The sequence below is a fragment of the Treponema zioleckii genome (assembly GCF_014737315.1).
GTDB classification, from domain to species: Bacteria; Spirochaetota; Spirochaetia; order Treponematales; family Treponemataceae; genus Treponema_D; species Treponema_D zioleckii.
In genome coordinates, this window is the sequence record NZ_JPUF01000034.1 from 1 (window position 1) to 17,735 (window position 17,735).

19 protein-coding genes are annotated in these 17,735 nt (G+C 41.0%); 4 read left to right on the forward strand and 15 right to left on the reverse strand.

Translation table 11 applies throughout. The features are described from left to right. Positions 1-232: 232 nt before the first annotated feature. Positions 233-1,414 (reverse strand): TDE2508 family outer membrane beta-barrel protein, encoded by a 1,182-nt coding sequence (locus tag JI65_RS09945; RefSeq protein WP_191015919.1) that lies wholly within the window; start codon positions 1,412-1,414, stop codon positions 233-235. 274 nt (positions 1,415-1,688) lie between these two features. Here JI65_RS09945 and JI65_RS09950 point away from each other — a divergent pair, with 274 nt between their 5' ends. Then, a complete protein-coding gene (locus tag JI65_RS09950) occupies positions 1,689-2,915 on the forward strand; it encodes an iron-containing alcohol dehydrogenase (RefSeq protein ID WP_191015922.1) in 1,227 nt (408 codons plus the stop codon). Positions 2,916-3,050: 135 nt separating this feature from the next. Here JI65_RS09950 and JI65_RS09955 read toward each other — a convergent pair whose 3' ends face one another. Next, positions 3,051-4,268 carry an ATP-binding protein gene (locus JI65_RS09955; RefSeq protein WP_191015925.1) on the reverse strand — a complete coding sequence of 406 codons (1,218 nt, stop codon included), beginning with the start codon at positions 4,266-4,268 and terminating at the stop codon, positions 3,051-3,053. 192 nt (positions 4,269-4,460) lie between these two features. Here JI65_RS09955 and JI65_RS09960 point away from each other — a divergent pair, with 192 nt between their 5' ends. The 3 genes from JI65_RS09960 to JI65_RS09970 all read left to right on the forward strand — a co-directional run bounded on the left by JI65_RS09960 (position 4,461) and on the right by JI65_RS09970 (position 7,541). Beyond that, a complete protein-coding gene (locus JI65_RS09960; protein ID WP_191015928.1) occupies positions 4,461-5,039 on the forward strand; it encodes a hypothetical protein in 579 nt (192 codons plus the stop codon). Then, positions 5,036-6,982, forward strand: a complete 1,947-nt coding sequence (locus JI65_RS09965) for a leucine-rich repeat protein (RefSeq protein ID WP_191015930.1) — start codon at positions 5,036-5,038, stop codon at positions 6,980-6,982. Before JI65_RS09960 ends, JI65_RS09965 begins: the two co-directional genes overlap by 4 nt. A 229-nt stretch (positions 6,983-7,211) precedes the next feature. Then, a complete protein-coding gene (locus JI65_RS09970; protein ID WP_191015932.1) occupies positions 7,212-7,541 on the forward strand; it encodes a S41 family peptidase in 330 nt (109 codons plus the stop codon). A gap of 69 nt (positions 7,542-7,610) precedes the next feature. Here the strand turns inward: JI65_RS09970 and JI65_RS17115 are convergent, their stop codons facing one another. From JI65_RS17115 to JI65_RS10030, 13 genes are all read right to left on the reverse strand, one after another. Further along, positions 7,611-7,946: an ATP-binding protein gene (locus JI65_RS17115; RefSeq protein ID WP_340138441.1), complete on the reverse strand. Its 336-nt coding sequence runs from the start codon at positions 7,944-7,946 to the stop codon at positions 7,611-7,613. A gap of 55 nt (positions 7,947-8,001) precedes the next feature. Further along, positions 8,002-8,874, reverse strand: coding sequence for an ATP-binding protein (locus JI65_RS09975; protein WP_197971936.1), 873 nt, complete (start codon positions 8,872-8,874; stop codon positions 8,002-8,004). 96 nt (positions 8,875-8,970) lie between these two features. Then, the gene (locus JI65_RS09980) at positions 8,971-9,576 is read right to left on the reverse strand and encodes a hypothetical protein (protein ID WP_191015934.1); all 606 of its coding nucleotides are present in this window, start codon (positions 9,574-9,576) and stop codon (positions 8,971-8,973) included. Further along, on the reverse strand, positions 9,573-10,241 hold the full coding sequence (locus JI65_RS09985) for a response regulator transcription factor (RefSeq protein ID WP_191015936.1): 669 nt from the start codon (positions 10,239-10,241) through the stop codon (positions 9,573-9,575). Before JI65_RS09985 ends, JI65_RS09980 begins: the two co-directional genes overlap by 4 nt. Further along, the gene (locus tag JI65_RS09990; protein WP_191015939.1) at positions 10,210-11,235 is read right to left on the reverse strand and encodes a sensor histidine kinase; all 1,026 of its coding nucleotides are present in this window, start codon (positions 11,233-11,235) and stop codon (positions 10,210-10,212) included. The genes JI65_RS09985 and JI65_RS09990 overlap by 32 nt, the downstream gene beginning before the upstream one ends. 54 nt (positions 11,236-11,289) lie before the next feature. Continuing rightward, complete coding sequence (locus JI65_RS09995) at positions 11,290-11,736, reverse strand: hypothetical protein (protein ID WP_191015942.1); 447 nt, start codon at positions 11,734-11,736, stop codon at positions 11,290-11,292. 19 nt (positions 11,737-11,755) lie between these two features. Continuing rightward, complete coding sequence (locus JI65_RS10000; RefSeq protein WP_191015944.1) at positions 11,756-12,301, reverse strand: histidine phosphatase family protein; 546 nt, start codon at positions 12,299-12,301, stop codon at positions 11,756-11,758. A gap of 4 nt (positions 12,302-12,305) precedes the next feature. After that, positions 12,306-13,343, reverse strand: coding sequence for a PDDEXK nuclease domain-containing protein (locus JI65_RS10005; RefSeq protein WP_191015947.1), 1,038 nt, complete (start codon positions 13,341-13,343; stop codon positions 12,306-12,308). Between the two features lie 133 nt (positions 13,344-13,476). After that, positions 13,477-14,238, reverse strand: a complete 762-nt coding sequence (locus JI65_RS10010; protein WP_191015948.1) for a class I SAM-dependent methyltransferase — start codon at positions 14,236-14,238, stop codon at positions 13,477-13,479. 25 nt (positions 14,239-14,263) lie between these two features. After that, positions 14,264-14,419: a hypothetical protein gene (locus JI65_RS10015; RefSeq protein ID WP_197971937.1), complete on the reverse strand. Its 156-nt coding sequence runs from the start codon at positions 14,417-14,419 to the stop codon at positions 14,264-14,266. A gap of 82 nt (positions 14,420-14,501) precedes the next feature. Continuing rightward, entirely contained in the window at positions 14,502-16,088 is a 1,587-nt protein-coding gene (locus JI65_RS10020) for an ATP-binding protein (protein WP_191015949.1), read from the reverse strand. Positions 16,089-16,132: 44 nt separating this feature from the next. After that, positions 16,133-16,600 (reverse strand): threonine/serine exporter family protein, encoded by a 468-nt coding sequence (locus JI65_RS10025; RefSeq protein WP_191015950.1) that lies wholly within the window; start codon positions 16,598-16,600, stop codon positions 16,133-16,135. After that, on the reverse strand, positions 16,597-17,370 hold the full coding sequence (locus tag JI65_RS10030; RefSeq protein WP_191015951.1) for a threonine/serine exporter family protein: 774 nt from the start codon (positions 17,368-17,370) through the stop codon (positions 16,597-16,599). Before JI65_RS10030 ends, JI65_RS10025 begins: the two co-directional genes overlap by 4 nt. Positions 17,371-17,735 lie beyond the last annotated feature (365 nt).

Below are 17,735 nucleotides of genomic sequence, written 5' to 3' on the forward strand. Positions count from 1 at the left end.
ATGCCCCTTTGTACTGATTTTTGTTCTTTTATTGTGAAATATTTCACAATGTTTATGAATTCATTCTAGCTGATAAAAAAGGCAAGGTCAACGAAGAGGGTAAAAATTCTGAAATTTGATGTGGTTTATTGTGAAATTTTTCACAGAGTGGGATATAGAATGCAAAAAAAAGCCCCCGAACCAAGTTTAGGGCACTTAGTTCGGGGTGCAATTCATACAGTAAAAACTGTTTTTAGAACTTCATTACTACGATAAAGCCAAACTGGTTCTTGAAGATTGTATTCATGTTGCCCCAGAAAGCGTCTGAAGAGCTTCCTGTGTCAAAGTCTGAGTTGAAGTCACTTCCGAAGATTCCAGAAAGAACGTCCCAGTTGAAGTCGAGGCTAACTTTCTCGTTCAAAGCATAGTTGAATCCGCTTTTGAAAGTTACGTAGCCGTCATCTCCGTTAGCTGTGAATGTAGAAGTGTCTGCATCGCTGTTAGATGCGTAGCTGAATCCTACGATTTTAAATTTGATTCCGCTGTTGAGAGTGAGCTTTTCGGTAACTTTGTAAGAAAGTCCTGCATCAACTGAAGGATTGAGTTCGAATGTGAAAGTGTCGCCAAATCCGAATTCGAATGGGAGACCGAGTTTTGCTCCTAAAGAAAGTGCGTCAGAAGCCTTGTATTTTACTGTATAATATGGTTCAAATTCGAGACCAACGTATCCGTCTTCGGCTGCATCGTCACCTTTGATGTAAACTGGAACACCAAGGTCAAGGTCGAGTTTCTGCTCTACAGGCTCGCCAGAAAGTTCAATTCCGAGGCCGCCAAAGAAGTTAAGTCTTGCCATGCGTGGGTCATTTTCTGTTCCGTTGACTTTTGTGTATGCTACAAAGTTTGAGTTGTTCCTGTAAGAAATTCCTACATGAGGTGTGAGGTTTCCGAGATTGATTCCGAACTGACCTGCAACATACCAGCTTGAGTAGTCTGTAAAATTGTCATCGTCGGTTTTTGAAGAGTTGTTATCATAATAGCTGAAACTGAGTTTGAAACCCATGTTGTCAAATCCGATGATGTTATCGAATTCCCAGTTTGTGCTATCGGTTGTAGCTGATACGCTTGAGTCTGTGTTACCAGTTGAAGTTTTTGTGTAGTTTCCGAAGTCTCCGCCGAAGAATGAACCCCAGTAGATTCCTCCGAAATTCTTTGCGAATCCGAGTTCGTAAGCAGGTCTGCCGTAAGTTGCAGTTCCAACTCCAACGTAACCGAACATGTTCTCTGGGTTAACGTTTGACCAGCTGTTTACGTCCATAAAGTCATCAACATCGTTTCCGAAAATTCCTGCTGTAGAGATTGATGTCTCTGATTCCTGTGCAGAAGCTGCTCCGAATGTGAGTGCGAGTGCTGCTGCAATTGTGATTAATTTTTTCATGATTTTTTATAAATCCTCCAAATAAAATGGACGATTACTCTACAAAAAAAAAGTATTTTTGCAAGCCTTTTAACTGATAAAAAAGTCGTTTTTATACTATTTTAAGACTGAAAAATTGGTGAAGGCTGTGGTAAGCACGAAAGAATTTTTCATTCTCTTCATGGCGTTGTCATGCTGAACTTGATTCAGCATCCTTGAAAATAAAAATTTGCAATCTAAAAAAATCGGGCTTATCCTATTTAAAGACAGTAAATTAAAAAAAAGGGGGACTATTTTGCAAAGATTTACTCTACCACGTGACTTGTATCACGGAAAGGGAGCTCTTGAAGCTCTAAAATCACTTAAAGGTAAAAAAGCTGTTATCTGCGTTGGTGGCGGCTCAATGAAACGTTTCGGATTCCTTGACCGTGCCGAAAAGTATCTTAAAGAAGCTGGCATGGAAGTTATGATTATCGACGGAATCGAGCCAGACCCATCTGTAACGACCGTTATGAACGGTGCAAAAAAAATGCTTGAATTCCAGCCAGACTGGATTGTTGCCATTGGCGGCGGTTCTCCAATCGATGCTGCAAAGGCTATGTGGATTAAATACGAGTACCCGAACAGCACTTTTGAGGATATGTGCAAAGTATTCGGCATTCCAGAGCTTCGCAAAAAGGCTCATTTCTGTGCTGTTTCTTCAACTTCCGGCACTGCTACTGAAGTTACTGCATTCTCAATCATCACTGACTACGACAAGGGAATCAAATATCCAATCGCTGACTTTGAAATCACTCCAGATGTTGCAATCGTTGACCCAGAATTGGCAGAAACAATGCCTCAGAAACTCGTTGCTCACACTGGTATGGACGCAATCACTCACGCAATCGAAGCTTATGTTTCAACTGCAAACTGCAACTACACAGACCCGCTCGCTTTGCACGCAATCAAAATGATTCAGGCTGATCTGGTCAAATCATACAACGGCGACATGGCTGCCCGCGACAGAATGCACGACGCTCAGTGTCTGGCTGGTATGGCATTCTCAAACGCTTTGCTCGGAATCGTTCACTCAATGGCTCACAAAACAGGTGCCGCATTTGAGGACGTTGGCGGATTGCACGCTCACATTATTCACGGTGCTGCAAACGCAATGTATCTTCCGAAAGTCATCGCTTTTAACGCAAAAGACCCAACAGCTGCAAAACGCTATGCCGTTATCGCTGACTTTATGGGATTGGGCGGTTCAACAGAAAAAGAAAAAATCGCTAATCTCATCAAATATCTTCGCGGCATGAACGACGACCTTAAGATTCCTCACTCAATCGGAACTTACGGAGCCGACAGCTATCCTTGCGAAAAAGGTTTTGTTCCGGAAGACATCTTCCTCAAACGTTTGCCAGAAATCGCAAAGAACGCAATCGCCGACGCTTGTACTGGCTCAAACCCACGCCAGCCAACTCAGGAAGAAATGGAAAAACTTCTCAAGTGCTGCTACTACGACACAGAAGTTGATTTCTAGGAATCTCTTTAACTCAAGTAGAGAGATGCTGAAATGAATTCAGCATGACAGTTAATTTTTAACGAAGCCGCTCGGATTTTTTCGGGCGGCTTTTTTTTGTTGATTTTTTTTAGGAAAAGATTCGAAAAATCTTGCTTAAATGTATTCAATCGGCAAAGAAATTACATTTTCGCTCAAATATAAGGCTTTGTCGCACTGGCAGAGAATGCAGCCCTGACCAACGGTTTTTCCAGTAATTTTTGACAAAGCTGAAAAATGTTTTGCCATATCAATCGTTGGAAGAGCAGATTTTTTTATTTCTATTGGATATAGAACATTATCTTTTTCAATAATCAAATCTATTTCTCTTTTATCTTTGTCTCGGTAAAAATAAATGTTTTCGGTTTCGTGCCCGGCATTGTAATAAGATTTTATCACTTCGCTTATCACAAAGTTTTCAAAAAGTCCACCGGACATTGCACCGTTCATTGTAACCTGTGCTGAAGACCAGCCTACAAGATAGCAAACTAAACCTGTGTCCATAAAATATATCTTTGGAGTTTTTACGGCTCTGTTTGAAACATTCTTTTCGTAAGGATGAAGCAATTTGATTACACCAGAGGATTCAAGGATGCTTGTCCATTCGGCAATTGTTTTGCTTGTAACGCCGACATCACGGGCTAAAGAATCTGCATTGAACAATTCTCCAACTCGTGCCGCGATACATTGCATAAAGTTATGAAACTTAACAAGATTCTTTGCATTTATCAAATCTGCAACATCGCGGTCAAGATAAGTGCGAATGTATGAACGGTAAAAAGGTTCCCACTCAATTGATTCGTCCGAAAGTTCTGGCATACTTCCCCGCCAGATGTGGAACCACAAATTTTTGTATGGCTTTACAGACTTCTTTCGAGCCTCACTGTAATCCGATGTCGGTAAGAATTCATGATTAAAATCTATTTCAAACTTTTCACGAAGAGAAAGAGACGACATATTTATAATACAAACTCGACCTGCTAGTGAATCTGCTGCCTTGCCCAAAAGTTTATAACTTTGCGAGCCTGTAAGAATAATCTGTCCTTTTTCTTTCGAATTATCTGCAAGAAGTTTAATCTGAAGAAATAAATCAGGTGTACGCTGAACTTCATCAACAATAACAGGAAGTTGATGATTTTTGAAAAATAATGCAGGGTCCTTTTGCGCAAGAGCAAGTTCCGTAAAATCATCAAGAGTTACATATTCATATTCAGGAAGGAATTTTTCTTTGAGCAAAGTGGATTTTCCAACCTGGCGGGAACCGGTAATTAAGAGAACCCTGAATTGGTTTTTCATTCTATTCAAAAAGGTCAGAATATGACGGTTGATATACATAAAAAACTTTCCTCGTATTATTTCGACTAATTTGGAGTATAACTTCAGATTAGTCGAAAAATCAATTCTTAATTTGCTTTTATAAGAATTTTTTTCGGGAAAAAATCCCTTTCGTTCTCGGGAAAAATACTCATGACAAGTAAAAATCAAAACTCTAAAATGCAGAAAAATTATTCATAAGGAGTTTTTGTTATGAAAACAAAAAAAATGTTTGCAATCCTTGGGGTATTGTTTGTATTTGCAAGTGTAGGTTTGTCCGCTCAAAGTCTTAGCGGAAAATTTGACGCATTGAATCAGAGTGATGATGAATCTATCAATTTTAAGTCAGGTTCAGCTGTCGTTACAAGCTGGGGCTCTAAAGAAACTGTAAAATATACCGTGGACGAAGCAAAAAAGGAAATAACTTTTGAAAAAGAAGTTATGGGCAGCAAAAAATGGGTATACAGTAATTCTGGCTGGTGGATTAAAGCTGTTGACGGAGTTACCGTGTATTACAATGAATCAAAAATAAAAGATGTTGACGTATCATTCATCATTGGAAAAACATTTGGTGGCGGAAGCGATACTTTAACTTTTAAAGAAGACCACGTTATTGAAGCAGGTGGCGAAAATCTTGCCTATGCAGTTGATACTGATGCAAAGATGGTTGTTGTCTTTGGAGATGAAGGCTTTTGGTTTACTTATGAAATCGCTAAAAAGGGAAAAGTTACCTTGTATCAAGATGGCAACAAAAAATCCGCAATCAAAGAAACTGGCAAGCTGGGCGTGTGATTATTCCAGAGTCAAATTTGAAGTTCTCGGCGAATGACGACTTTACGGAACTTACGATTACTGGCTTTGAGAGTAATAAAAAGTTCGAGGGAAAAGTCGTAGAGATTCCTGCAAAAATTCAGGGCGTTCTGGTCACTGCCATTGGGGAGAGTGCTTTTGCCAGCACAGGGTATGATATTAGCGGAATCTGGATTCCTGACAGCGTAAAGAAAATCGGTGCGGGTGCCTTTACGTGGAGTCGTTTTGATTCCATAAGGTTGCCTTCAGGTCTTGAAGTTATTGAACAGGATACGTTCAAAGGATGTGAGGCAAAAACAATCAATATTCCGTCTTCCGTCAAAGTTATAATGGCAGGGGCTTTTTCCGGAAGCGACGTTGAATCCGTCGTTATTCCTAAAAACTGTGCGATTGGCAAAAGAAATGAAGATGACAATTCTTATTTTCATAGCGGCAGTGCCTTTTCGGGAAGCAAAATCAAGACGCTTACAATTTCTGGCGGACGCGTGTATTTTTATGAAAACTCTTTGGGTGACGAAGACTACAAGAAATTCAGAAATTTTTCATCTTGCGACAATCTTGAAAAAATCGTGATTCCAAAAGATTTTGACCCGTTGTATGTTGCTGATAACACTTCCAAAGAATATACCCTTGCGGATTTTTTTGCAGGCGAAAAAATTTCATCTTCGCTTGCTTTGCAGAAACAACTAAAATCCGTAAAAGTAAGGAATTCGCATAAGGTTGAATCAGCAGAACAGTCAATCGAATACGACAAGGCTTTTAAGGCTGGTGATTGGGACAAGGCGATTCAGATTGCTGAAAAATTCAATGATTCTGAATGGAATGCAAAATTTGATAATGCCTATGTAAAAAAATATGAATCTTTGTTTTCGAAAGGCGATTACGCAGCGGCAATTCAGTGCACTAAGGACAGGTATTCAAAACATTCGTCTAGGAGAGATGATTTTGACTCCGCTTCTTGGCGAGAAAGATTTTTAGCCGCCAATGAAAAACCTGTTCTTGATTCGTACAACAAGGAACTTTCGGCAAAGAATTTTGAGAAGGCAAAAAAAACTGCAAAAGAATTTTTGGAAAAAATCGATAAAGGACCGGAAGCCGGTTTTAACGGTCTGGATTTGTATTGGCTTAAAGAAAAATGGCAAGGTCTTCTTCGTGATGTAGATTACGCGATTTATCTTCCTGCATTTATGGATTCTCTTCTAAAACAGGAGGGAACCATTTTTAAGGACGGAAAGGACGTTGTTTTTATGCTTCCTCTTCCAGACGGTGCCTTCAAGTACGCAGGGCGTTATGGCGAGGATAAATTTGTTCTGAAAGATTCTGGCGATGAGGAAATAACGATTGGTCGAAAAGATTTTCTCGCACGATTCAATGAAAAGACTGGAAAATCATTCAGTGTGACAAGCGAAAAAGGAAAGAACTACCTTTGCCGAGAGGCGACAGCCGAAGAAAAATCTGCTTATGAAAAAAAACTAGAGGCTGAACAGGCGGCTTTGTTGCAAGCAAAACTTGAAGCTGAGAAAAAACAAGCAGAAGAAGCTGCCGCACTATTAAAGAAGAAAAAAGATATTTTTAAGTCATACATGGATTCTGCATTGAAAAATGCAAAAATCGAGAAAAATGGAGACGATTATCGAATAAAATTTTCTCTTTCGGGCGAGCTATACGACATGGCTGACAGAGTTTTTTCATTCAAAGATTCGGAAGGAAAATCCATAAAAATAACGGAAGATGAATTTCATCAGTTCGTAAAAGAAATCTACAATACGCATTATGAAATCGCTCGTGGCGGTTCGTATCTTTACCGTAAAGCAACTACTGAGGAGAAGAATTCGGCCGTGCAAAAGGAAAAAGATTTTTTTAAGGCGTATATGGATTCGGCTTTGAAAAATTCAAAAATCGAAAAAAAATGGAAGTGGCTATAGAATAACCGTTCCGCTACCGAATGCGTCATACAATAGTCTTTACAAAATTTTTACATTCAAGGATTCTGATGGAAAGTCTAGAGAACTATCAAAAGATGAATTTAATAAGTTTGTAAAAGAAATTTATAATACGCGTTATGAAATCGTCTTTGACGGCTCATACGTTTACCGAGATGCCACTGCCGAGGAAGCAAGTGCATTTGCAGAGCAGGAAAAACAAACAAAGTATTTGGACGCTTTTAAAAACGGAAAACTTCACACAAATGTTTCGGCAGTTGAATTTGCAGAAAAAAAAGGTGTGGTAAAGATTTCTAAGTTCACGGAAAAAAACAGTGCCTTCGAAAAGTCAGGTCTCAAAAAAAATGATGTGATAAAAAAAATTGCCATCGTTGACGGTTCAGGCAGTGAGTTTGAAGTAAAATGGAATGAACTTGCAAAAATCCCGGCTGGCGCAACGCTTTCGTTTGCGGTGGAGCGTGGAAACGGAAAGAAAGCTCAGTCACTTACAATAAATGTTCCTGTTGAATGGAACGAGAATGAATTAAAAAATATTCGCTAATGTATTGAATAACTGTCATGCTGAAACTAGAGTTCAGCATGACGCAGCTACATTTTGGCAAAATTGGTGTTAATCAAGTGAACGTAGTTTCAAAAACTCGAACAAGCCCATAAAGGTAATTCCGTGCTCGTCCGTGTATTTTTCAATATCATTTCCGACAATTACAATTTTTTTGAATGAGTCATCGATTTTTAGTAGCGAGGCAAGTTCTTGGTCACGTTTTTCTTCAGAATCTAAAGAATAGGCTGACTGAATGTAATATTTTTCAAGTCCATTTGTTGCGATAAAATCAACTTCTCTCTGAATGTACAGCTGTTTTCCGTTCTGCATTTCACGGCTTTCGACGAGTCCCACATCAACAAGGTAATCTCGGGAACGCAGCTCGTTGAAGATGATATTTTCCATTATATGAGTGATTTCCTGCTGGCGGAAATTCAGCCTTGCATTTCGTAAGCCTACATCAACCGCATAATATTTTTGAATCGAGTCGAAATATTTTTTTCCTTTGTATATTGTATCTTTTGGCTCCTTCAAATAAAAAAGAGTTCTCAAGATACGAAATATAATTTGCGACGGTTTCATTATCAATGTTGACTTTTTGTATTGTTTGAAGCGTGTTCTTGATTTTTGTTGGATTTACGAGCGAGCCAACTGATGAACACATTGCGTCAACCATAGATTCAAGTGCTGTCTTGTTGCGGATATGATTTCGTTCAACGACATCATCGATGTAAGTTTTATTCCAAAGTTGCTGCAAATACCGTGCTTTTTGCTCAGGAGTCTTAAGATTTCTGAGACGCGGCATTCCGCCGTAAGTGTAGTATTCTTTCCAAAGTTCTGCTGTGCTTTCCGTTCTGTTCTGGCAAAATTCCGAAAAAGAAAACGGATAGACTCGGACTTCATCTCCGCGGCCTCGGAAAATAGTCTTTATATCCTGTGAGAGGAATTTTGAATTTGAGCCAGTGATGTAGACATCAACATTGTCTTTTGCGGCCAACCCGTTCACAAGTTTTTCAAAATTCTGGACTTCTTGAATCTCGTCCAAGAAAACGTAGTATTGTTCGCTTTCGGATTTTATTTGCGAGTAAAGGTATTTTTTTAACGTGTCGTGGTCGGACAAATCTTCGTCAGAATCTTCGTCCTCAATGTCGAGTGAGACGATGATGATATTTTCGTCTTTTACCCCCTGAGAAAGCAAATATGACTTGAAGACTTTCTTTAAGAGCCAGGATTTTCCGCATCGTCTGGAGCCAGTTATGATTTTTATCTCGCCGTTGTGCATTCGGTTAATGAGTTTTTTAAGATAGATTTCTCGGCCTAAAGTTTCTGTCATTATACACCTCTAATCGCAAAAAACTGCAACTTGCAGTAAATTGCGATTAAATTGTAGCTCTAATCGCAAAAAACTGCAACTTGCAGTAAATGTCGATTAGAACAAATACTGTGTGTATTTTTTCCCCAGCTTGTATGCTCCAAAACTCACCACCGCACTTACGATTTTGTCGGTCAGGTTGGTGAGAACGCCCGCGTAATATGTCGCGAAAGTCAGGTTTGGAAGTACGACAAAAATTCCCTGCACGCTGGAGTCCACGTTCGGGCTGGTCGCGCTCGCGAACAAAAGACTCACCAGAACATTGCCCGAAATTGCATTCGTAATCGCGCTCCAAAGTCCTGCCCATAAAAATGCATCGATTGAAAGATGCTGAAACGAGTTCAGCATGAGTTTTTGGGAACTGCTATTCCGAGTTGTATTTGGAATCTGATACTTTCTAAAAACAATGTATGCACAAAACGCCGTAAGAACATGGCAAATCGTGAAGGGAAGAGAAGTGTGATAAAAAATCCAGAGCGCGCCGTTTGAAAGAACCGCGCACGTAATTCCCGCCCAAAGTCCGCACAAGGCCGTAAGTGCAAGTGTGAGAACGGAATCAAGATAAAATGGAAGTGTGATGTTTCGTGCCAGAACCGAGCCGAAAAAGTTTACGATTGTGGCAATCAAAACGCAAATAGCACAAAAAAAGATTTTCTTTTTCAAAACAGCACCCCGATATTTTTTGCGAACTCAATCAATTCAAGACGGTCGTGGATATTAAGTTTCTGATAGATTATCGAACGCTGATTTATGACGGTCTTTTCTTTTTTGCCAAGGATTTTTGCGATTTCTTCGGTTTCTTTTTTCTGTGCCAAAAGCGAGAAAACTTCCTGCTCGGATTTTGTGAGCGACTTGTAATCCATGTAAGAGAATTTTTCGTTCAGAACGCTTTCTGGCGAGAGCATCGACTGCATGATTTTGCTTGCCGCGCTGTTGAAGCAGGTTTTTCCGCTGGCAACTGTTAGAATCGCGCCTTCGAGTTCTTCAATCTCAGCGTTTTTTGTGATGTAGCCCTGAACGCCTTCCTTCAAAGAATGTTCAATGTGAATCGGGTCGGCGTACATCGTAAAAATAATTGTCTTTAAGTCCGGGAGGATTTTTCGGAAAGACTTTAATGCGGAAAGTCCGTCCTTGTTTTCATCTTCAAGATTCAAATCGATTATTGCGAGCGAGATTTCGGAATTTTCGCGCAGGATTTTTTCGCCTTCCTCGCGGTTTGTCGCATATAAAAAGGAAAGATTTTCGTTTTTCTGAGAGAGAAGAAAGCCGATTCCGTCGCGAAGCCCCGCATGGTCATCAAGAAACAGGATTTTTAATTGAGATTGCAACTGTTGTTCCTCCGTCATTTATGAATTCCACCGTGCCATGCAGTTTTTGCACACGTTCGCGGATGTTGTTCAGTCCCCAGTGCTTGCGTTTTGCTGATTGCTCGCCAGATTTTTGGGATTCAACAGCTTCTTCGGAAAATCCTGTGCCGTTGTCGCTGATTGCGATGTGCATCTCGTCCACAACATCGGTGATTCGTAACTTTACTTCGCTCGCGTTCGCGTGCCGTGCGATGTTGCTCAAGGCTTCCTGCAGAATGTGAAGAATTTCCACTTGCGAAGAACTTTTGAGCTTTCCAAGAAAATCCGAAGTGATTATTACCGTCGTTTTGATTTCGTGATTCGCTTCAAAAGCCGAAAGCATTTTTTTGATGAGAAATTCAAAATCCTCGTCAAATTCAAGACGCGAAGAGTCAATCAGGTAACGGACTTCGCTTAAAGCACGGTCGGTGTAAAAAGCCGCTTTGTCATCGTCGCCAGTTTTGTGGTAGATTTTAATCGCCGCCAAATCCTGAGCCACGCCGTCGTGAAGATTCCTGCTGAAATTCTTCTGCTCCTCGCTGATTGCTTCCCGCCGCTCGAATTCCGCCTTTTGGGAAATCTTTTTTGTAAGAATGACTCCGAGCGCAATCAAAAATAAAATCGCCGAAAAATATAAGAAACTGTCATAGCCAAAAGAAATCATTCGCTGACTTTTATGAATTTCGTTCTGAAACTGAGAGACTTCTATTGCAAAGGTGCTGTCTGCGTCAGGCATTTTTTGAGAAGAAAGCGATTTGAATTCCTTTTCAAGATTTTTGTCAAAATAAGTGTAAGGAATGCAATCTTTTTCAATCTCTGAAATATCAAGTGTTGATTTTTGAATCTCGATAAACTTTTGGTCAAGGCTGTCAAACTTCTTCATCGCCTGCGACTTAAAAACTGCCGTGGAAGAAAATGTCATCACCGCAATAAAAATGAGGATGTATTCAATGTGAAGCTGGCGGTAAAAACGCATGGAAGAGAGTATAGCACATCAGCGGAACTTGTGTTCGGGAAAAAATCCCGATTATTACCACATGGCTCCGGCGAGCATTGTAAGGCGGATGAATGTGACTTCGCTTCCTTCGTGGAGTTCAATTGGCGTTTCGAGCGGGAGAGAATCTTTTAGTCCGCTGATTTCCTTGCCGTCTACAAAAAGCGCGAAAATTCCGTCGAGATAGCACTGCCGTGAGTTTTCTTGGGCTTTTTTTAAGACCGGGGATTTGGTTCCGTAATTCACGCCAAAGCCGATTTTGCCGGACAGGGATTTTTCTTCAATTTGCTCGGAAGTGAGCACTTTTAAAATCTCGCTTTCGTTCTGCCGTTTTTTGTACTGCGAAACGCAAATTGCCGTAACTGCATCCAAAAATTCACCCACTGTGGTTTGTGCTTCAATTTCTTCTGGAAGTTCAAAATCTATTGCTTTTACTCCGGAACGTCGGGAAGCCACGCTTTTTACATTCACTTTGATTTTCATTTTTTAATTCTCCGCATTTTCAAAACTTGTATTCCAAAAGCTCGCAGTTTCTTATTCCAAAATCGCCGTAACTTTCGTTCGTCATATCAAAAAAATAAGAGTTCACCGCGCGGGCAATGCCGTTGTGCGCCACAAGAAGATATGTTTTATCATTCTGTGAAAGTTCATCTAAAAGATTGTAGATACGCTGACAAAGACGCAGCATTGATTCTCCGCCCTCATAGGACTGAACAAAATTGCGCTTCTCAAGTTTGAAGATCTCGCCGTTACGGGCGGTTCCTTCGTACTTTCCGAAGTTCTGCTCTCTTAGCCTCTCCTCTGCGCGAAGCGGAAGCCCTGTCAGCTCCGCAATGTGCTTTGCTGTGTCATAAGCGCGGGAAAGCGGAGAATATAAAATCTCGTCGATGACAATTTCGCCCTTTTCGAGCCTTTCTTTTATAAGCCGACCTGTTTCTTCGGCCTGTGCGTGTCCTTTTGGCGTAAGAGCGATATCCGTTGCACCGCAGATTTTATTTTCCACATTCCAGAACGTTTCCCCGTGCCTGCAAAAATAGATTTTTTTCATATTTTTACTTTCCTCCTTTTCTGTCTTGTAAAAAACGGCGGTTTCTGTCCAATTCAAGCTTAAGTTCCTCTTCTGTCGGCAGAACCGTTTTGTATTTGCTGGCAAAAATCTGCTCAGACTCGTTCAAAACAGAATATTTCACAATGCTTTCGTCTTTGTCGGCGCAGAAAATAATCCCGATTGTGGGATTGTCGTCATCGCACTTTTTGAGCGAATCAAACATTCTCACATACATATCCATTTGCCCGATGTCTTGATGTTTCAGGCTTCCTTTTTTGAGGTCAACTAAAACAAAGCACTTCAAAATGTAATTGTAAAACACCAAATCAATATAAAAATCCTGCGTTTCGGTTTTTATGTGCATTTGCCGCTCCACAAAAGAAAAGCCCTTGCCCATCTCAAGCAAAAACTTTTCCATGTGGCTGATTATCGCGTTTTCTATGTCCTTTTCTGAAGTAGAAATTTCTGGCTTTATCCCCAAGAACTCAAGAATATACGGGTCTTTGATGTGAGTTTCAACCGCTTTTGCTGGTGTTTTGGAAGCAAAAGGCTTAATCTGATTTTGCAAAACCCTGTGAAACATATCCGTTTTGATGTTGCGCTCAAGCTCCCGCACAGACCAAGAACCTTGCTTTGCTTCATTGATGTAATAATTACGCTCGGCTTCGCTGTCAAGACGCATAATCATGCGGATATGACTCCAGCTCAATTCTCTACACAGTGTGGAGAGAATTTCTGAATCGCGGAAAGTAAGATAAAACTGCCTACAATTCCACAAATGAGCCACGGACATTCCGCTTCCAAGTTCTGCGTTCAGTGCTTTTGAAAGATTTTCTATGACTTTTTCGCCATAGCCTGCGCGTTTTTCGCCTTTTTGCTCCTGCTCCACGATTCTAAAGCCTACAAGCCAATACGCCTGTATCATCACAGAATTAACAGCCTTGTAACTCTGCGATTTTGCAGAATGGAGAATTACTTTTATGTCTTTGATATAATCGTCTGTAAAGTTTACGCTTTCGATGTTTATAAGTTCTTTTTCCATCTTTCAATTCTCCATTTTTTGTCATACTCAAACTTGTTTTAGTATCCGTGTTTGCTGAGCGAAGTCGAAGCATGGATTCCGAAATAAATTCGGATTGACAGAAGTCCTTCGTCATTCTTCCTTCATTTGTCCTTTAATTTTTTCGCATTTTTATAATCATATAAACCGGAGTTTCGACAAAACTTTTATAGCGGTATGACTCTGTTTTTTTCCATTCTTCCGGTGGCATTGGTTCGCACACTTTTTCAATGGATAAGCCTGCGCTGATGATTGCATTGAGATAATCCGAAACGGTATGGTGATAACTTTTGCTGAGATGATTTTCGTAATTGTCGTTGTACTCAAGCCACGGTTGGATATACGCTCTCATCGACTTGTCCAAATACCTTACAGTCCACTCTTCATCACTCGGGTAGCTTTCGTCTGTATGTTCAATCGGATACATTGCTGAATATACAGGGTGAATTATAGAAAAAATGCATTCGCCGCCAGATTTTAGGCTTGCCGAAACATTCTCAAATAGTTGTGCAAGGTTTTCGATATAGTGACTTGTCGTTGATGAAAAAATAAAGTCCACTGGCTCTTTTATCACATCTTTGCAAGCTGCGGCATCGTGCAAAACAAACTCTACATTTGATTTATTTGCTTTTGCCTTTTCTTTTGCTATTTCAAGCATTTCTTCCGAGAAATCAATTCCCACAATTTTTGCGGGGCAGCTTTTTTCCAAAAGGAAGGTGAAGATTCCCGTGCCGCACCCCAAGTCCACGACGTTTTTTCCATTCAAGTTCGGAAGCAATTCTTTTATGCACGGCCATTCGATATTAAAACTATAAGAATCCTCCGTATTGTTGAATTCTTCATAGGCTTTTGCCATAGTATTCCAATCATTTTTCATTTTCATGCTTCCACTTCCAATTATCCTAAAATTCCATAAGCAAAAAGTCTTTTATGTTTTTGTGGACTATTCCGTTTTGGGAAAAATCAAAATCATCCATAGAAACAACGTATTTTGGAAAGTTGTCTTTTATGGAATTAAAAACAGAAAACTCTCGCTTTACAGTTTCTTCGCTTGCCAAAAGATAAGTCACCTGGACGTGACTGCTGACCTTTGTTACCTTTCCCTGCTGTTGTGGAGCGGCATTTTTTCGTCCTGATTTTTTACCTGCTTACAACTTCCCATTCTGTTATGTTTCGTTCCGCAGAAGAAAAATTCACGCCTATTTTGAAAAGTTTTCGGCTGTCTGCGGAGTACGGGGCTGCGTATCCTTGCTCATCAATCTGCTGCAAGGCTTCTTTGGCGCTTACATCACGCTTAAATTCAAAAACATAAACATATTCTTCTGTTTCGACGACGCAATCTGCGCGCCCTTTTGATGAATGAACTTCCGTTCGGCAATATTTTCCGAGCACGATGAGCGAAATAAAAATCACATTCTGAAAGCTCTGTTCCGTTACGGAATCCAAATCTCCGCCTGCCGGATAAGGAAGAAGGGCAAACAAGGCCTTAAACCAGTCACGCATTCCGTCCGTGTCACCTTCTTCCACTGCATCATCAAGAATGTCAATATTGAACGGAGCCGGCTTATCCTGTACTTTAAGGTATGTTGGCGCGAGCGCATTCAAAAAACCGTATTTTACTTCATCATTCGGAAAGCCCAGTTTGTAAGAAAGCTGACGTTCATTCCAAGTTTTTATTGTAAGATAACCGCTCTGATACAAAAGCGGAATCGGGTCTGGATTTTCAGGGCGATAATCATTGATTTCTGATTCTGAAATCTTCACAGTGTCAATAAAGCGCCTTGCATCAAAATTGATTTCATCAAGCTTTTTGATTAAGAAAGTTGGCGTTCCGGTTCCGAACCAATAAGAGCCAAATTTATTCTCAGAGAACGCATTGAGCAGACTGAACGGATTGTAAATGTCCGGGCAGTTCATGCAGAAATGATAGCCGTCGTACATCCGTTTGAGTTCGCCAAGACATTTCTCTGACGAAAATCTGTGTCGCTCTGCCATTGATTCAATTTCGGGAACAAAGTTTTCTTCAAGCTCTTTTTGCGTGATACCGCAGATTGCATCATAATTCCAGTCTAAAGTGATGTCTTTGAGCTGATTCAAATCGCTGAAAATACTAACTTTGCTGAATTTTGTGACGCCTGTAAAAAATGCGAAACGAAGATAAGCGTCGCAGTCTTTTAGAACAGCAAAAAATCCCTTGTAAAGCGCACGGTTTTCTTTTTCCTGCTCTTCATTTTCACCGATGTTCTTCAAAAGTGGATTGTCGTATTCATCCACAAGGACTACAACAGGCTTTCCTGTTTTTGCATAAGCATTCTTTAAAGCCTGCTCAAATCGAACTGACAAATCCTCGTTATCATCTGGAATCGCATATTTTTCTTCAAAATCTTTGAGGCACTTTAAAAGGCGGGCACTGAGACCATCTTCTTTTGTAAAATTTCCTGCCGCAAGCGAGAATTTGAGCACAGGATAAACTTGCCACGGCTCATCATTCTGCTCTTCAAGTTTTTCAATCGCAAGTCCCTTGAACAAATCCTTTTTTCCAAGAAAATATGCTTCCAGTGTGGAAAGAAAAAGACTTTTTCCAAAACGGCGCGGGCGTGAAAGAAAATACGGACATTTAGACTGAGCCAGTTTATATACAAACCTAGTCTTGTCCACATAGACAAAATCATTTTTTCTGAGTTTTTCAAAATCCTGAATGCCAATCGGCAGATTACGAGTTTCCATTACCTTCATTATATTGAAAATTGCGGAAATTTGTAGGGTTTTCCTTATGAATTGCCTTTCTGCTTTCTTTTTTTTCTCAAAAATGTCTGCACGATTCGGAAAATTGACGACACGACCGCAACTCCGAGTGCGATTGCCGCGCTTGCCATGATTGTCTGGTAGCCAGCTTGCAGCGTTTCGTGAAGGTCTTTCTGAACGGCAGCCCTGAACGTGTAGAAAAGCCCGGCACCGGGTACGAGGGGGAGAAGTCCCGAAAGAAGAAAGACTGTTGCTGGATTCTTTAAGAAAACGGCGAGGATTTCGCTTGCCACGGCGACGGCGACTGTTCCGAGGAAAAATCCGAGAGGCTCGCTTCCGAAGAATTCCCGTATGACGAGATAGAGAATGCAGCTCATCAGGCCGAGTATTCCGCTTATGAATGCGTGGCTGTATCGTGTGTTGAAGTAGAGCGAGCAGAATATGCAGGCTCCGCTACTCCAAAGAGAGGCGATTATGATTTCTGAAATATTCACAGTACCCCCGCAAGATACATTCCGGCTACAGACCCGATTGAAAGTCCCATTGCCGTCATAAGTGCTTCAAGAAGGCGTGCCCCGCCAGAAACTAAGTCGCCGGAAATTACGTCGCGGACTCCGTTAACGAATGCAAGTCCCGGAACGACCTGCATTATGCTTCCTCCAAGAACGAGCGGAGGCGAAATTCCTGCCGGAAGAAATGCCGAAACTTCGGACGAAAACGAGATGAATGCACCGCAAATCAGCGAGAGGATAAAGCTGTTCTTTCCGCTCAGAATGTCATTGAAGAAAATCATAATCACTCTGGTGAGCGCACCGATTATGAATGAAGCTATTGCATCAAAAATATTTCCTTCAAGCATAAAAGTAAAAAATGCCGAACTGAGCGCGCCCATCAGGACGAGAAAAGTATACGAATATTCCTTCGCGTCGATTATTCTTCGGAGGAGAGTCCTGACCTGGGCTGGATTCGACGTCGTTCCGCGGTTGACGAGCCTGTATGAAAGTTCATTCATCTGCGAGAGTTTGAGCATATTTGTTCCGCGCCTGGTGATTCTCCGCATGACGGTGTGGTGTGTGCCGCCGTCGTCCATGCAGCTGAAAATAACGACAGTCGGCGTGATGAACGCACTTGAATCTTTTGCGCCGAGCGCCGTAGCGATGTGTACCACCGTATCTTCCGCACGGTAAGTTTCTCCGCCGTTTTCAAGGACAATTTCTCCTGCTGTAACTGCTATATCTTGAATGTCCTGAACGTCTTCAATCATACGAATCCATTATCTCCTTCATTCACCTGCATTTTGTACGCTACAAGTTAGCAGAGTTTTTAAAGTCGCTCAACAGTCTTAACAAAACTGACTACCTATTATATAGAAGAAAATAAAAAAATGCGTACTGAATGACAATTTGGAGATTTTTTTTCTTGCGGGGCGAGAAAAGCCGTCCGCCCGCGCTTCGCGCGCACTAATGGTATACCATTAGTGCAATAGACATTGTGGAATATCTTCCAGAGTACAGTGGAAGTGGCGGAAGCAGGTATCCTCGCGGGAACGAAGTTTTTTCGTTCCCGTTTTTTTCATCTGCTAAATCCCGCTCACCGCCCAAAGGGGCTCGTTCGTCAGCCCCAAAGTTT

Excerpts from the sequence above, each read along its gene's own strand:
- JI65_RS09945 (WP_191015919.1), bottom strand. The coding sequence starts at position 1,414 with ATGAAAAAATTAATCACAATTGCAGCAGCACTCGCACTCACATTCGGA.
- JI65_RS09955 (WP_191015925.1), bottom strand. The coding sequence starts at position 4,268 with ATGTATATCAACCGTCATATTCTGACCTTTTTGAATAGAATGAAAAAC.
- JI65_RS09960 (WP_191015928.1), top strand. The coding sequence starts at position 4,461 with ATGAAAACAAAAAAAATGTTTGCAATCCTTGGGGTATTGTTTGTATTT.
- JI65_RS17115 (WP_340138441.1), bottom strand. The coding sequence starts at position 7,946 with ATGGAAAATATCATCTTCAACGAGCTGCGTTCCCGAGATTACCTTGTT.
- JI65_RS09975 (WP_197971936.1), bottom strand. The coding sequence starts at position 8,874 with ATGACAGAAACTTTAGGCCGAGAAATCTATCTTAAAAAACTCATTAAC.
- JI65_RS09990 (WP_191015939.1), bottom strand. The coding sequence starts at position 11,235 with ATGCGTTTTTACCGCCAGCTTCACATTGAATACATCCTCATTTTTATT.
- JI65_RS09995 (WP_191015942.1), bottom strand. The coding sequence starts at position 11,736 with ATGAAAATCAAAGTGAATGTAAAAAGCGTGGCTTCCCGACGTTCCGGA.
- JI65_RS10000 (WP_191015944.1), bottom strand. The coding sequence starts at position 12,301 with ATGAAAAAAATCTATTTTTGCAGGCACGGGGAAACGTTCTGGAATGTG.
- JI65_RS10005 (WP_191015947.1), bottom strand. The coding sequence starts at position 13,343 with ATGGAAAAAGAACTTATAAACATCGAAAGCGTAAACTTTACAGACGAT.
- JI65_RS10010 (WP_191015948.1), bottom strand. The coding sequence starts at position 14,238 with ATGAAAAATGATTGGAATACTATGGCAAAAGCCTATGAAGAATTCAAC.
- JI65_RS10020 (WP_191015949.1), bottom strand. The coding sequence starts at position 16,088 with ATGGAAACTCGTAATCTGCCGATTGGCATTCAGGATTTTGAAAAACTC.
- JI65_RS10030 (WP_191015951.1), bottom strand. The coding sequence starts at position 17,370 with ATGATTGAAGACGTTCAGGACATTCAAGATATAGCAGTTACAGCAGGA.